This is a genomic window from Mycolicibacterium tusciae (genome assembly GCF_002086795.1).
Lineage (GTDB): Bacteria > Actinomycetota > Actinomycetes > Mycobacteriales > Mycobacteriaceae > Mycobacterium > Mycobacterium tusciae.
Genome location: NZ_MVIM01000033.1, coordinates 1 through 15,942, shown reverse-complemented (window position 1 = coordinate 15,942; position 15,942 = coordinate 1). Strand labels below are relative to the sequence as shown.

The window sequence follows — 15,942 nt, the reverse complement described above, 5'->3', positions numbered from 1 at the left end:
GCAGCTCGAGACACCGTGGGTTACGCCGCCGACCGCGGGAGACTTGTCTGACAAGCTGTGTGAGTACCGTCGAAGAGGGTTCCACCATCTTTCAATGACATTGAAGGCATTCAGAAGACGCCAGTGGAGGCCACCGCGATACTCGTGCGGTAATCCGTTCAACATCCTCCGCGTGGTGGGCACAACGGTGGCGAAAGCCACCATGCGCGCCGGTGGAGACGCATGGCCGAGCTATGCCAGTTCGCATCGAGCAGGTCAGGGCGACCTTAAATGGGCTGCGCTCGTGTTGATGCCATCAACACCTGGCCCGTTTTCCCAGGTCATCTCGCGCGCTTTCATGTCGTCTCGCGTACCTGATTCGGCATTCTTGCAGTTCAACAGGATTTTTGGAGCGGGTTCGATTCCCGGCAGCTCCACCGGACAGCGGGCCAGGTCGAAAGACCTGGCCCGCTTTCGTTTGGCGACGAGACGTCGTTGCCCCTTTGCTGAGGATGCAGCGTCAGGAATCGGTAATCACTTTCGCGGTGCCCTCCCGCCGCGTTTGTGATTGGCTCGACGCGGGAAGCCTGCATCGATTGTGCATCGAAGTCGGGGGACCGCGGATACCTGCTGAGTCAGGGTGCCAGCCCGCCGTGCCGGTCCAGCGATCGGTCCTTCGGCGGCACGAGTCGAGAGGGGTAGCGCGTGGATGTTCGGGCGCACGTGTCGCAGATGAATCCGCAGGCGCGTGCAGCGCTCGCGCTGCGGATCAAGTCGCGCCTCTCGCAGGGCGGCCATCCGGCAGCCGATCACGACATCGGCATCATCGGCGGCGGCGTGGCGGCGCTGACGTTGGCCCTGGAGATTCGTCGGGCTCGTCCGACGACACGAATCGCGGTCATCGAGCCGCACGCTCATCCGGTGCCTGAGATCACCCACACGGTCGGCGAGTCCACGGTCGAGGTCTCCGCGCACTATCTGCGCGACCGACTGGGACTGGGCGACCACTTGCAGTCCGCTCAGCTGCGCAAGATGGGGCTCCGCATGTTCTTTTCGAACGAGCACAATACCGACATCGCGCAGCGGGTCGAACTCGGCAGTTCGTCGTTCGTCCCCCAGGTGACCTATCAGATCGATCGCGGCAGATTGGAGAACGAGCTCGCGCGGCGATGCCTCGCGGAGGGAGTCGAGATCGCCTGTGGCCGGGTTCGTTCCGTCGATTTCGGACAGCACGACGGCCCGCACACGATCACGGTTCAGAACGGCGACTCTGTCGCAGACATGACGGCGCGGTGGGTGGTTGACGCGTCGGGCCGGAACCGCGCGTTGTCGCGCCAGCTGGATCTCAAGCGCGCCAACGAGCATCACTGCAATGCAGTGTGGTTCCGGGTCGCAGCGGAGATAGACATCGGGCGATGGAGCGATGACTCGTCCTGGCAGGCACGGCTGCACGAGGGCGACCGCGCGATGTCCACCAATCACCTGATGGGCGAGGGATATTGGGTGTGGCTCATCCGGCTGGCATCTGGTGCCACCAGCGTGGGTATCGTGGCCGACCCGGCGTTCCACGCGTTTGACGATTTCAACACCTTGGCCAAGGCGAAGGCGTGGCTTCGCGCACACGAACCGCAATGCGCTGATGTGCTAGCCGAACTCAACGACCTGATCATGGACTTCCGGGTCATGAAGAAATACAGCCATGGTGCGACCAAAGTGTTCGACGGGTGCAACCGGTGGTGCCTCACGGGGGACGCCGGAGTGTTCCTCGACCCCCTGTACTCATCGGGATTGGATCTCGTCGCGATTGGAAACGGGCTGATCACCGACATGGTCACTCGTGATCTCGACGGTGAAGACGTCCTCGGACGCGCGCAGATCAGCGATTCGCTTTATCGATCGCTCACCGAAATGTGGCTTGCGGTGTACCAGGATCAGTACACCTTGATGGGGTCGGCACCCGTCATGTCCTCGAAAATCATCTGGGACGTCGCGTTCTACTGGGGATTCGTCGGTCTTCTCTACGTGAACGACCGCTTCGTGCGGGTGTCCGATGAACCTGATTTCGTTCCACACCTCGAGGGACTCATCGCGCTGAGCAACCGCGTTCAACGGTTCTTCCGGGAATGGGCTGCAATCGAGGTCGGCACCTCATCGGTGCCTTTCCTCGATCTGTATTCGCCGTTGAATTTCATGGGGGTGCTGCACACCGCGATGATGGGAAGGGCCACGAACTTCAACGAGCAGTTCGAATCCAATGCCCGGCTCTTGCGTCAGCTGGCAGGTCAGCTCGTCGAGACGGTCATCGCCGAGAAGTCTTCGATGTTCGGTGACGACAACATCATGCGGCAAGTGCAGGAATGGCAACGGGATTCGTTACTGCGCGAGCTGCGGTCCGTCTACCGCCACGAGCAAGCAACCAACCCCGTGAGCGCCGACTGGATTGTCGCTACCTCGCCGGCACTTCAATCGAGCTGAACATGCTGACTGAGAACAACGCCCGCGAGCCCTTGGCGATCGTCGGAATCGGCTGCCGGTTTCCGGGCGGAGGCGAGTCGGCCGACGGCTTCTGGAACCTGCTGTGCAACGAGACCGACGCCACCCGCGACGTACCCGAAACGCGCTGGAATGCCGATCGATATCACGATCCGAATCCGGCCAAGGTCGGCAAGATCGCCACGCGCCGCGGCGGATTCCTGGATGAGATCGATCAATTCGACCCGCAGTTCTTCGGAATCTCACCCCGCGAGGCACATTCGCTCGATCCGCAGCAGCGACTTCTGCTGCACGCCACCTGGGAGGCACTGGAGGACGGGGGACTCGCCATCGACAGACTGGCGGGCACCGACGTCGGTGTCTTCGTCGGCGGATTCACCCTCGACTACCAGCTGCTGCAGAACCAGGGTCGCACCAGCCGATACCGATTCAAGGCTCATTCAGCCACCGGAATGATGATGACGATGCTGGCGAACCGCATCTCTCACGCGTTCGACTTCCGCGGACCGAGCATGGCGATCGACACGGCGTGCTCCAGCTCTCTGGTTGCCGTACACCTTGCCGCACAGAGTATCTGGAACCACGAGTGCGAGATCGCTCTCGCCGGCGGCGTGAACATCATGGTCGGCCCCAACACCGCCATCGCGGAATCGAAGAGCGGGTTCCTCAGCCCGGAGGGACGCTCGAAGGCGTTCGACGACTCCGCGGACGGATATGCGCGCGGGGAGGGGGGAGCGGTCGTCGTCATCAAGCCGCTCCGGCAGGCGCTCGACGACGGCGACGACATCTACGCGCAAATCCTCGGCACCGCGGTGTCGCAGGACGGTCACACCGACGGCATCACGGTGCCACGCGAGGAAGCTCAAGAGGCAGCGATCAGGACGGCTCTGAACCGCGCAGGCGTCCAGGCGTCCGAGGTGGGATACGTAGAAGCACACGGCACCGGAACGCCGGTCGGCGATCCAATCGAGATGCGGGCGCTGGCAAGCGCGTTGACTGCCGATCGACCATCAACCAGTCCACTGCTCATCGGATCGGTGAAGACCAACATCGGCCACCTCGAGGCCGGCGCCGGGGTAGCCGGTCTGATCAAGGCGGCATTGGTCGTCAAACATGGCTATATTCCCGCCAACCTCCATTTGCGCACCCCCACCCGCCACGTCTCGCTCGCGGACCTCAAGATCGACATACCTCGAACGGGGCGGCCGTTCCCGAGCGGTGAACGACGCATCGTGGGGGTCAACTCCTTTGGGTTCGGCGGCACCAACGCGCACGTGGTGCTCGCCGAACCGCCGACCGCGGTGATCGCGCCGGGGCGGGACGACTCCTCGGCTCTGCCACTCGCCGTTCTGCCGATCTCGGCGCGCAGCGAGGAAGCGCTCGTCGCTACCGCCGGGCGATTGGCCGGACATCTGGCCGCCCATCCAGAAGTCACCTTGACAGATCTCGGGTACACACTCGGCCAGAGACGTGTCCACCTCAACCACCGTCACGTCGTGGTCGCCGACAGCATCAGCGATGTGCGCGAACAACTTCAAGCCCTCGCTGACGGTGGGCAGATTTCGACGGGTCGCGTCGGCAACCCCGCGCCCCGATTGGCGTTCGTCTGCACCGGCATGGGCCCCCAGTGGTGGAAGATGTGCCGGGGACTGCTCGACGTCTTCCCGGCATTCACCGAGAGCATCGAGCGCAGCGACAAAGAGCTGTCGCGATATACGGACTGGTCGCTCTTGGACGAACTCCGATGCTACGAGCCGCGGTCCCGCATGGCGGAAACGGACGTGTCTCAGCCCGCGAACTTCGCCATCCAGATCGCACTGGCTGAGCAGCTCGCTCACTTCGGAATCACCCCGGATGCCGTAATCGGCCACAGCGCAGGTGAAGTGGCCGCGCATCATCTCGCCGGTCTGCTGACCTTCGAACAGGCGGTCCATGTCATCTACCACCGCAGCCGTCTCCAGCAACGCACCAGTGGGCAAGGACGGATGCTGGCCGTCGGCCTGGACGCCGAATCGCTCATGAAAACGGTCGACGAGAGAGCGCTCAGCGAGTTCGGACGGCGAGTCTCAGTGGCCGCGATCAACAGCCCGTCGGCGGTGACCATCGCAGGGGACGGCGACGTCCTCGACGACATTGCAGGGCAACTGGACGAGGCAGGGGTCTTCAACCGGTGGCTGGCGGTCAAGGTGCCCTATCACACTCACTACATGGACGCAGTGAAGGACGATCTCTTCAGTGCGTTCGAAAGTCTGTCATCGAAAGCCGCCACGCTTCCGCTGTACTCCACGGTCACCGGCGAGCTTCTGGACAACTACGACGCCGGCGCTGCCTACTGGTGGCAGAACACTCGCGCCACCGTTCTGTTCGAGCCGGCACTCCGTCGAATGCTCGACGACGGCTACACCCAGTTCGTCGAACTGGGTCCACATCCGGTGCTAGCGGCGTCAATATTCGAAACTGCTGGTGCGCAGAGGGTTTCGGTGATGGCCACCCAGCGGCGCGATCACGACGACAACCGAACCCTGCTGAACTGTGTCGGTGCTCTGCACTGCCACGGGCACGACGTCGCGTGGGACACCGTGCACCCGCGCGGACGGCGGAGGCTTCTCAAGCTGCCCTCGTACCCGTGGCAGACCAAGCGGTACTGGGACGAGACGCAGGAAGCGGTGGAGTCGCTCTTCTACAACCCGGTGCATCCACTTCTCGGGCAGCCGGTCAGCGGTGTCCATCCGACATGGGAAGCCGAGATCAGCGCTGTCCTCAATGCATTCCTCGCCGACCATCGAATTCAGAAGAGCATCGTCGTGCCCGGGGCTGTGTACATCGAAATGGCCCTCGCCGCCGCCGAGGCAACCTATGGGTCGATACACAGCGTGGACAACCTCGTGCTGCACCGCGCCGTGCTCCTCGACGACACGTGCGATCCCATCCTCCGGACGACCCTCAACCAGGACACCGGCACCCTGGAATTCGCCGCATTCACCGCCACGGCCGACGGCGACCTCAAGTGGACGGTCACCGCAACCGCAGAACTCAACATGCTTTCGGCGGTACCCAGTCCACGCCACACGGCGCAGAGCTGCGAGCCGGTCACCCGGATCAGCGCCGACAACTTCTACGCGCGCACCGAGGCCATCGGTTTCGACTACGGCGAAGCCTTTCGATCCGTGCAGGGCGTGACAGCCGGCGAGGACTGGGCGGCCGCCGAGCTCGCGATTCCAGCGCCGATCTCCGACGAGCTCGACGACTACCGTTTCCATCCCGCGCTTATCGATGGTGCCTTCCAAACACTCTTCGGAGCACCGTTTCTCGGACAACAGGAGAACGACGAGCCATACCTTCCGACCCGAATCCGGCGCTGCTCCATATACGGGCGGCCCGACGCGCACATGACGGTTCACGTCGACGTCGTGTCGGCGACCAGCGAGGCCGTCGAGTGCGACATCACGATCATCGATCGACTGGGTAACACACTCGCCGTCATCGACGGCTTCGCCGTGCAAGCGCTGAGCGCCTCGTCCCGGATGTCACCCGCTCACATCGACAAGGGCCTGTACGAACTGCATTGGGCCGAAACTCCCGACCAGCCCCGTGAGCACACGGCGTCCGCCGGGTCATGGCTCATCCTCCTTGACGACTGCGGTATCGGCGCAGCCATGTCCGAGGAGCTGCGTCGCCGCGGCCACCGCGTACACACGGTCAGTCACCAATCCGTCGAGACGCTCACCGAGACCGAGGGGGGATACCTGGCGAACCCTCGACGCCCCGACCATATGACCGAGCTGATCACCGCTCACCTCCGTCGGGACAAGGATCTTGCGGGCGTCATCGACTGCTGGCCCCTCGACATGTCCGAAGCCTCCGCCGACGCGAACCTCCACGTGGGGGCATTCACGATCCTCCGGCTTGTCAAAGCGCTTGCGCAGCACGGCACCAGCAGGCCACGCCTCCACCTGATCACCGCCAATGCGCAACCGGCATCGCCGTCGGAGCCCACGCAACCCGAGCAGGCCACCATCTGGGGTCTCGGCCGAGTCATCGGCCACCAGGAGTTCGCCGAACACTGGGGTGGTCTGATCGACATCGACAAATCAGACGACCGCAGTCAAACCGCCACACGCATCTGTGACCACATCCTTAACGTCGAATCGGAGGACCAGATCGCGGTCCGCGGAGACGCCACCCTGGTCCCGCGCCTGCGCCCATGCAGGAACCTGACCAAACCCTTCCCCACCAAACTCACCCCGGACGCAACGTACGTCGTCACCGGCGGAGCGGGAGCACTCGGTCGTGTGGTGGCTACCTACCTGGCCGAACGCGGGGCGCGGCACATCACCTTGCTGGGTCGCACTCCGATCCCGCCGCGGGACCAGTGGTCGACGCTGACCGACGACGATCCCCACTTCGCCACAGTCACCGCGATCCGCGCTGTCGAACGTCTCGGCGCCCAGATCGCCACCGCCAGCGTCGATATCACCGACTCCGATCAGATGGCGGCGTGGCTGCGCAGCCATGTCCGAGACGGCGGCCGGCCGATCCGCGGCATCGTCCACGCGGCGGGATCGGTGGCAGATCAACTCCTCGTCAACATGAGCGAGGACGACTTCGCGAAGGTGCTGGCGCCGAAAACGGTCGGTGCTCGTGTGTTGCACGACGCCTTCAAGGACCATGATCTGGAATTCTTCATCATGTTCGGTTCCGCCGGATCGACCATCGCTGCGCCGGGACAGGGTAACTACGCCGCCGCCAACGCTTACCTCGATGCCTTCGCGCATTACCGGCGGGCACAGGGGTTTCCGGCTATCACCATCGGTTGGGGACCGTGGTCGGTGGGGATGGTCGAAGACCTCAAGCTGGAGAAGGTCTACGCCCAGCGTGGCATCGAGCTGATCACACCCGCCGTGGGGAAACGAATCCTGGATCGTTTGGTCAACCAGAGGGTGCCCAGTGTCGTCGCCATCACCGCCGACTGGAATCGGGCCCGGCACAACGGACTTGGCGGTCGACTCCCCGCGATGTTCGCTGAACTCGAAGCGACAGAAGCGTCAGCGCACGAAGTCGGTTCGGACTCTTCGATACTCGACATGCTCGCGGTCACCGCGGAAGCCGACAGACGATCCGTGGTCACGGAGCACGTCCAGCGCGTCGTCGCCGCCGTCTTCGATTGCGCCATGTCCGACATCGCGCCCGACGACATGCTCGATGACATCGGCCTGGACTCCATGATGGCCATGGATTTCAGGGTGAGGATCAATTCGATGTTCTCCATCGATCTGCCCGTGCTGGAGATACTTCAGGGTGTCAGCGTGAACTCGTTGTCCGAGCGCATACTTGCCGAGCTGCAATCGATTCACGGTGAGCCCGCGACCACCGACGAGCCGACTCAACCGGTTGTCGTTGACGACTTGGACCACATGATGGGGGAACTGTCGGACGCCGAGATGCGCGAGCTACTCGCTGAACTCGATGCGTCGACCGTAGAGCCGAATTCCGGCGGGATGCCCTCATGACCGAAACCGCCGTGCACGTGCGCGGATTGTCCAAGGCCTACGGTCGATCACCCGCAGTTCAGAACCTTGATCTGGACGTTGGTTACGGGGAGATCTTCGCCATCCTGGGACCGAACGGGGCGGGAAAGTCGACGACGATCGAGATTCTGGAAGGCAACCGGAAGCGTGACGCCGGGCAGGTGCTGGTGTTGGGTGAAGATCCGGGCACTGCGGGCCGGAGCTGGCGCGCGAAGATCGGCATCGTCCTCCAAGAGGCCAGCGACGCCGGAATGCTCACCGTGCACGAGACCGTGCAGATGTTCACGAATTGCTATGGCGCCGCTCGGGCCCCAGCGGAAGTACTCGACCTTGTCGGGCTCTCCTCGTCTTCCGGGAACAGGGTCAGGACACTGTCTGGCGGACAACGCCGCCGACTCGACGTCGCTCTCGGCATCGTCGGGACGCCGGAACTGCTCTTCCTCGACGAACCGACGACCGGCTTCGATCCCGAAGCCAGACGGCAGTTTTGGGATCTCATCAGGTTCTTGGCCGCTGACGGTACGACGATTGTGCTCACCACCCACTACCTGGAAGAAGCGGCCGCGCTCGCAGACCGCGTCGCTGTGATAGCCGACGGCAGGGTGGTGGCAGTGGATTCGCCGATGAAGTTGGTTGAGCACGTCGACTCGGCCGCCACCGTCTCGTGGATGGAGGGAGACGAGATTCGCGTGGAGCGTACAGACTTTCCGACCGACCTCATCAAACAGCGAAGCCGCGAGGGTACGGAACTAGCTCAATTGACGGTTACCCGGCCGACACTCGAAGATGCCTACCTGCACCTGATCGGCCGAGCGTGATGTCCGTCCAACACACGGTGCTGGCACCGCAGCCTCGCCATCGCGCCGGCCGCTCGCGCTCACCGATCCCGTCCGCGGTGCGTATCGGGTTCTCGCGAGTCGTCCCCGAACTCAAGATGTTCTATCGCCGGCCCGAACAGGTGGTTTTGACGTTCTCGATGCCCGCGGCGATCTGTCTGCTGCTCGGGTCGATCTTCACGGCGAAACCGCCCAACAGCCCGGTCAGCACCGGTGCCATGATCGCGGCAAGCATGCTCGCCTACGGAATACTGTCGACGTCGTTCATCAATCTGGGCATCAGCATCGCCGCTGACCGCGATACCGGCGCGTTGAAACGGCTTCGTGGAACCCCGGCGACAGCATCGTCGTACTTCATCGGCAAGATCATGCTCGTCGCCATTGTCAGCCTGGCCGAGGCCGTGATCCTGTTGCTGGTAGGGATTTTCGTCTTCGGTCTCCGGTTGCCCTCTGATGTTTTCGGCTGGTTCACGCTGATGTGGGTCTTCACGCTGGGCGTCGTCAGCTGTTCGCTGTTGGGCATCTTCATCAGTAATTTCGCAAGCAACGCCGTGTCGGCGGCCGTGCTCACCAACGGACCGGCGGTCGGGCTGCAGTTCGTCTCGGGCACCTACGTACCGCTGATGGTGTTGCCGCCGTGGATGTTGATCGTCGGATCGATCTTCCCGGTCAAGTGGATGGCCCAAGGGTTCCGGTCGGTTCTCCTGCCGGAACAGATGGTCGCGTTCGAACCAGCCGGCAGCTGGGAGCACGGTCGGATATTTCTCGTCCTTTCTGCGTGGAGCATCGTCGGATTGTTGGCGTGCCTCCTCGTGTTCCGATGGTCGGATAGGCGCTGACCGGTGCCATCACTACTGGGGATCGCCTATCACTTCTTCCTCCAGATCGCGGTCATTCTGGTGACGTACCGCCTCCTCTGGCCGCTGTTCCGCCGGCTCGGCCAGGTTCAAGTGGTCGCGATCATGGTGGCCGGATTTCTGCTCGGCCCTTCGGTATTGGGCTGGATATGGCCGGCGGCGCAGCAGTGGCTGTTCCCCACCAAGCTGACCCTCGGCGCCGAGACTTTCACGCATCCAAACCTCACCGTGATCTATGTCGTCGGTCAACTCGGGCTCGTGCTCTACATGTTTCTCGTGGGAGCCTCGTTCAAGCTCGACATCCTGGCCTCCCATACCAGGCAGGCCGGAGCCACGTCGATCGCCGGTATCGGTGTCCCGTTGATCCTCGGGGGCGTCGTCGGATGGTGGATGGTCAGTGTCGGCGGGTATTTCACCGACAAGGTGGCGCATTGGCAGGGTGGCCTGTTCCTCGCTGCGGCCGTGGCGATCACCGCGTTCCCGATGCTGGCCTGGATCGTTTGTGACTCGGGCCTGCTCAACACCCGGTTGGGGACGATGTCCTTGTCATGCGCCGCTGTTGACGACGCATGCTCGTGGGTGCTGCTGGCCACGGTGGTGTCGACCGCGAAGGGGAGCATGCTCGGTGCCTTAGTGGCGATCGGAGGCGGGCTGGTCTTCCTGATGTTCATGATGTACATCGGCCGACCGCTGCTCGCGCGACTCGAAACGTGGACACCGCGCCGTGCTGACACCGAACGCACCGGCGGCATACCGATCGCCCATTTGAGCGTCATCCTCTTGGTCGTACTGACCGCCAGCTGGTTCACCGATATCGTCGGAATCTATTCGGTTTTCGGCGCGTTCGTGGCCGGGCTGATGATGCCGCGAGGTTCGCTGCTCGAGCTCATCCGTGAACGATTCGAACCGCTGACCGCCTACCTGTTGCTACCCGCGTTCTTCATCTATTCGGGACTGAATACACAGCTGAACTTGATTCTGGATGGGCCCACCCTTCTCATGGCGGCGATCGTTTTGGTGGTGTCGTTCGTGGCGAAGTTCGGCGCGGTCGGCCTGGCCGCGCGCTGGCAGGGCATGAGCTGGTATGAAGCGGGTTCGATGGGCGCACTCGCCAACGCCCGCGGTCTGATGGAACTGATTCTGCTCAACATCGGATTCGAGGCGGGACTGATTTCGGGCAAGCTCTATACCATTCTGGCGCTCATGACGATCATCACGACGTTCGCCGCCACGCCTCTGCAAAGGCTGTTCGGACGTCGCCTGGAGAAGTCAGGGTCGCGGTTCGGTCCTGACGGGGTGGAACGCCGCACCGAAGTTCCAGCTCCGTCTACGTCCGCGTCGTGAGTGTGGTCATCGGACGCTTGCCGTCGAATCGTTATCCGACCTTGCCGCGGATGACACGTACGACAGCAAAGATGCGATCGTGTGAAGCTGCGCGCGCTGGCGCTCATCGGGGCGTTTCTCCTGAGCCTGCCACTGGCGGCATCCGCAACCGCAGACCAAACTGCCCAGTGGATCGTCGTCGGTGTACCGGCGGCGGACGCGACGACAGGGACATTGACCGCCTATCAGCGGGTCGCGCAGCGATGGAAGGTGGTCCTGGGGCCCGTACCCGCGAAGGTGGGGGCTCTCGGGGTCGGTGCACCCGCTGACGGAGTACATCGCACTCCCGTCGGGACCTTCGCGTTCGATCAGGCATTTGGCCGCCAGCCGAATCCCGGCACGAGAATGCCGTACTTCCAGGCCACCAGCCAGGACTGGTGGGACGAGGACGCTCAATCGCCGACTTACAATACTCACGTGCGCGGCCCTGACCGTCCCTCGTCGATTGCGGAGAACCTGTACGACTCGGGCCCCGTCTACGACTACGCCGTCAACATCGCGGTGAACCCACAGCGCATACCCGGTCGCGTGTCCGGGATTTTTCTCCATGTGACCGACGGCAGTCCCACGTGGGGATGCATTGCGATCGGTCGCGATGAGATGCGTACCGTGCTGAACTGGCTGGATCCGTCCGCGTCTCCGCGAATCACCGTCGGCGTGGGAAATCCGTCGCTGGTCTCGACCTAGCCCGCCCACACATCCTCGACGTAGCGGTCGGACTCGACGAGGTCGATGAGCCAGTCACGGGCCTGACTTTCGTCGGATCCGGTTCGCGCGCGGTAGATGTCGAGGAACGCCCGGCGCACCGCAGGTGCCATTTTCGCACCGTCGCCGCACACATAGACGTGTGCATCTTTCGCGGAATCGCCGAGCAGGTCCCACACCTCGTCGGCGTCGGCGGCTATCCGGTCTTGCACGTAGCGGACGCCATTCTGCGGTGCGCGAGAGAACGCCGGACGCATCCGCACGATTCCGAGCTTTTCGCCCATCTCGAACTGGTCGCGGAAGATGTAGTCCACGTCAGGGTCGCGTACCCCGAAGAAACACAGCGCGGACGAGTACGGTTCGTCGGCCTCTTGTGCCGCCAACCGGTCGCCCAGGAATCCACAGAATGGGGCCACGCCGGTACCCGCGCTGACCAGGATCACATTCTTCTCGGGGTCGGCGCCGGCCCGAAAAGCCTCCCGCGCCTGGTCCACTCGCGCGCGAATCGCCACCCCGGGACTGATCGCCGCCAGATGGTTGGACGCCACGCCCTTGTAGAGGCCGCGACCAGATCGGGCCGGCGAGTCGAGCACGCTGACGATGAGGTGCACCACGCCGGGAGAGCGCCTCGAGGACGACGCGATCGAGTAATGACGCGGCGTCATCGGCTCGAGCAGTTCGAGCAGTTCGGCACCGGTGACATCGCACGCCTGAAACTCCAGCAGACACTCGAGCGGGCTGAGCTCACACGGTCCGCTCGCTTCGGCGAGCGCTTCCAGCCGTTGCTGCTCCGGCTTGCACGCGTTCGACGCTGCGAGCCGACGTAATTGGCTGGGGGTGGCCGGCTTTCGCAACTCCACGAAGTGCGTGAGCAACTCACGCACGCTGACCTCGCGATCCAGCGCGATGAGTCGACGGCTGCTGCGCCGAGGGTTGATCGCCAACCGCTGATCCCCATCGATGCCGAGCCCTTCCAGCACTGCGTCGACGAGCTCGGGCGGGTTGTCGGCGAGCACGGTCAGATGATCGCCGGTGTGGTAGGTGATGTCATCGGGAAGGGCAACCCGGACATGACGTTTAGCCTGGCCCAACGTGTTGTCGGCGCTGACCAGCGCGTCGTTTTCCACCACGGTCATCGGCACCACCATGAATCGGGCATCGATGGCGGTGGTGACCGGTCCGACGATCGGACGGAGGTCGTAGAGCGGCTCGTCGGAGGCGGTGACCGGGGCGGCGTCAGGATCGCCGAAGCGTTGAGCCATGGCCGTCCACAACGCTGCCGAGAAGTCTTCGAGCGCCCCGGTGAGATCTCCCGAGGTGTCGGCGGCGGCTCTGGGAACCAGCGGTGCGGCGCCCAGTCCCGTCAGCCGTTCGTAGATGCGTATGGGCACCGATTGGTAGGTGTCAGCCCAGTTTCGATCGCCGACACCGAGCACGGCGATGTTCGGGGTTCCGCGCAGCGCGGCCTCGTCGCCCGACAGCCAGGCCAGAAACGCTCGCGCGTCGTCGGTGGGCTGCCCGTTGTAGGACGAGGTGACGATCAGGATCGAGTCGGCGTCCGGCAGACCACCCACCGCGTCGTCCAGCGGCCCGACGGTGACGGTGCACCCCATATCGGTCGCCTCTTCGGCGAGCTGCGTCGCCAATGCGCGGCATGTCCCCAGATTCGAGCCGAACAGCACGCTCAGCGTGGTCCCCGGTTTCATCGTCGCCGCGTGGTCGGTGCGTGGCTGGGCGGACTCCTCGGTGACGACGACGGACCGGCGATCATCGGGAGTGCGTGGCACGACATCGAGCATGAAGCCGACCGGGCGTCGGCTCAGTGCGCTATCCCATTGCAGCACATAATGTTGCGAATCGACCAACCGATACCGATGCACCACCCGGGCCAACGCCATGGTGGCCTCGTGCAGCGCGAACTGCCGCCCGATGCAGGAGCGCGCACCGGTGCCGAAGGGTTTGAACAACGCCGAGGGACGGGCGGCGGAGCGAACGGTGCCGAAACGGTCCGGATCGAAGAACTCGACGTTGTCCCCCCAGCCCGGCTGGCGGTGAAGTGCCCCGGTGAGCACCGTGACTGCCTCACCGGCCTTGATCGGGTACCTCCCACCGATGACGGTGTCCGCCAGGGCCATTCGATCGAATCCGAGAACCGGCGGGGATAGCCGCAGGGTCTCGTCGATCACCTGCCGCAGATAGCTCAGCTTGCCGATGTCGTCATAGCTCGGCACATAGTCGGTGTCAGTGCCGAAGACGCCATCCACTTCGGCTTCGACCCGCTGCAGCACAGCCGGATGATGCATCAGGTTGTAGAGCGCATTGGGCATCAGCTCCGAGGTCGTCAGCTGCCCGGCGATCAAGAACGTCATGATCTGGTTTCGGACATTCTGCCGATCGAGCACGGGATCGCCGTCGGAATCGTGACCGACCATGACGTAGAGCAGGTCATCGACATCGGCGGGTTCGCCGGCCGTGTGAACCGCGATCAGGTCATCGAAATACGCGTTCAGATAGGCGAATTCGGTGTCGAATCGCTGCGTCCTGCCTTCCTTGCCGAGTTCACCGAGTGCGGCGGTGAAGCTGGCCGGGACGGGGGAGAGACCATCGTGGTCGAACGAGTCGAATCGCGCTCCGAACCCGGCCAGGGCAACCGTGTCCATCGCCAGCTTCTGCAGATCGGTCGAGGCGTCCACCGGTCCATTGCCCACGCGCGCATCCCAGCGGGCGATGAGCTGCGAGCTGATGTCGAGCATGGCCGCGTGGTAGTTGCGCAGGCCGGCATAGCTGAAACCGGGCAGCAGGACGTCGTGCGCCTTCTGCCAATTCGGTTCCCCGTGATAGGCGGTGAACAATCCATCGCCTGCCAGCGGACGAACCCGGGCCAGCGACTGGGACAGGTTCTTGGCGAATCTGTTTTCGTCGCACACCTCGTCGACCAGCTCGGCTGAGCACGCATAGAGCTTGCGGAAGCCGTTGTGGTCGGAGTAGAACAACGGTCCGTGTCGCTCGCCGAGAATGTCGATCGGCAGCGCGTAGGGGCGGCCGGCGACGTCCGCCCAGGTGGGGAGACCGCCCACCGCGGAAGGGACGTCGTCGAGCTGCGGCGGCAGTGACGGCGTGAACTCGGCCATGCCGGGCAGCATAGGAACACTGCGCCACCTATCTGACGTTTCCGACAATTCCGACGGCGTTATCGCCACCCACCAGGCCCGCGTGGCAATCCGAGGATCTGCGCGGCCTCGTCGGGCGTCGCGATCGGTCGGCCGTACCGCCGGCACAGCGCCACGGCTTCGGTCACCAGGCCGACATTGGTCGGCGTGCGATCGCCGCCATAGAACTCCAGCCCCACGTGGAGATTGCCGCCGCGTTCCAGCGCCAAAACCGCGATCCGATCCGCGCACAGGTCCCCGCCGACGATGGAGACCGCCCACGGAACATCGCACCCGTCGAGCACTTCGAGGTACGCGTCGAGCGCACGTTCGGTCGGAGGCAACCCGAAAGGTGCTCCGAGGTAACCTCTTTCGGTCGAGAAGTACAGCTTGATCATCGCACCGGCGGGCAATTGGCCCGCGCGCCACCACGCCATGGTGGCGCGGAGAAAGCCCGGTTCGTAGATCGCGAGACTCGGGCCCAGCTGTCCGTCACGGCAGATGCCGAACGCGCGACCGATCACGTCGAAGGAGTTGCGGTACACGAAGCCGCCTGACGGTAGGCCGTCGGCGTCACGGACGCCCAGGTTCACCGAGCCTGGGTCGGTGATCCCGACCCGCATCCCCGCGGCGGCCAGCGGTATCAGATGCTCGTAGGAACACGAGCCGTCGGTGTCGATGTGAATCGTCGGATAGAGCAACGCGTCCGGCCGCGCGTCGAGCACCGGCCCCCACGCCTCGAGATAGCGCTCGACGGCGCGCTCCACGCTGACACCGGACAGGTCGATGTGGTTATGGATGATCGCCGCGCCGGCATCCATGCAGGCCAGGGCATCAGCGGTGATCTCGGAAGGCTCGAAGGGAACGTGTGGGTTGGTGGCCTTTGACGTGACACCGTTGACCGCACATTCGATGATGACCGGATCCATCGGGATTCCTTAAGTTCGTAGGTGCAGTTACTTCGTGTTGTTACGTTGTGCTGTGACCCGGGTGGGCCGGGTGAGGCTGCATC

At 63.8% G+C, this 15,942-nt stretch carries 8 protein-coding genes; 6 read left to right on the top strand and 2 right to left on the bottom strand.

Features of this window, described 5'->3' with window-relative positions; all coding sequences use genetic code 11:
* Window positions 1-711 precede the first annotated feature (711 nt).
* The 6 genes from BST47_RS29450 to BST47_RS29425 all read left to right on the top strand — a co-directional run bounded on the left by BST47_RS29450 (window position 712) and on the right by BST47_RS29425 (window position 11,763).
* Complete coding sequence (locus BST47_RS29450) at window positions 712-2,454, top strand: NAD(P)/FAD-dependent oxidoreductase (RefSeq protein WP_083129300.1); 1,743 nt, start codon at window positions 712-714, stop codon at window positions 2,452-2,454.
* Window positions 2,455-2,456: 2 nt separating this feature from the next.
* Window positions 2,457-7,982 carry a type I polyketide synthase gene (locus BST47_RS29445; protein WP_083129288.1) on the top strand — a complete coding sequence of 1,842 codons (5,526 nt, stop codon included), beginning with the start codon at window positions 2,457-2,459 and terminating at the stop codon, window positions 7,980-7,982.
* Entirely contained in the window at window positions 7,979-8,818 is an 840-nt protein-coding gene (locus tag BST47_RS29440) for an ABC transporter ATP-binding protein (protein ID WP_083129287.1), read from the top strand. The genes BST47_RS29445 and BST47_RS29440 overlap by 4 nt, the downstream gene beginning before the upstream one ends.
* Complete coding sequence (locus BST47_RS29435; RefSeq protein ID WP_083129286.1) at window positions 8,818-9,675, top strand: ABC transporter permease; 858 nt, start codon at window positions 8,818-8,820, stop codon at window positions 9,673-9,675. The genes BST47_RS29440 and BST47_RS29435 overlap by 1 nt, the downstream gene beginning before the upstream one ends.
* A 3-nt stretch (window positions 9,676-9,678) precedes the next feature.
* Window positions 9,679-11,037 (top strand): cation:proton antiporter, encoded by a 1,359-nt coding sequence (locus BST47_RS29430; RefSeq protein WP_083129285.1) that lies wholly within the window; start codon window positions 9,679-9,681, stop codon window positions 11,035-11,037.
* Between the two features lie 81 nt (window positions 11,038-11,118).
* Window positions 11,119-11,763, top strand: a complete 645-nt coding sequence (locus tag BST47_RS29425; protein WP_083129284.1) for a L,D-transpeptidase family protein — start codon at window positions 11,119-11,121, stop codon at window positions 11,761-11,763.
* Here BST47_RS29425 and BST47_RS29420 read toward each other — a convergent pair.
* On the bottom strand, window positions 11,760-14,912 hold the full coding sequence (locus BST47_RS29420; RefSeq protein WP_083129299.1) for a bifunctional cytochrome P450/NADPH--P450 reductase: 3,153 nt from the start codon (window positions 14,910-14,912) through the stop codon (window positions 11,760-11,762). The two genes, BST47_RS29425 and BST47_RS29420, sit on opposite strands and share 4 nt — an antisense overlap.
* 59 nt (window positions 14,913-14,971) lie before the next feature.
* A complete protein-coding gene (locus tag BST47_RS29415; protein ID WP_083129283.1) occupies window positions 14,972-15,859 on the bottom strand; it encodes a beta-keto acid cleavage family enzyme in 888 nt (295 codons plus the stop codon).
* Window positions 15,860-15,942: the final 83 nt, after the last annotated feature.

Excerpts from the sequence above, each read along its gene's own strand:
- BST47_RS29435 (WP_083129286.1), top strand. The coding sequence starts at position 8,818 with ATGTCCGTCCAACACACGGTGCTGGCACCGCAGCCTCGCCATCGCGCC.
- BST47_RS29450 (WP_083129300.1), top strand. The coding sequence starts at position 712 with ATGAATCCGCAGGCGCGTGCAGCGCTCGCGCTGCGGATCAAGTCGCGC.
- BST47_RS29440 (WP_083129287.1), top strand. The coding sequence starts at position 7,979 with ATGACCGAAACCGCCGTGCACGTGCGCGGATTGTCCAAGGCCTACGGT.
- BST47_RS29420 (WP_083129299.1), bottom strand. The coding sequence starts at position 14,912 with ATGGCCGAGTTCACGCCGTCACTGCCGCCGCAGCTCGACGACGTCCCT.
- BST47_RS29445 (WP_083129288.1), top strand. The coding sequence starts at position 2,457 with ATGCTGACTGAGAACAACGCCCGCGAGCCCTTGGCGATCGTCGGAATC.
- BST47_RS29415 (WP_083129283.1), bottom strand. The coding sequence starts at position 15,859 with ATGGATCCGGTCATCATCGAATGTGCGGTCAACGGTGTCACGTCAAAG.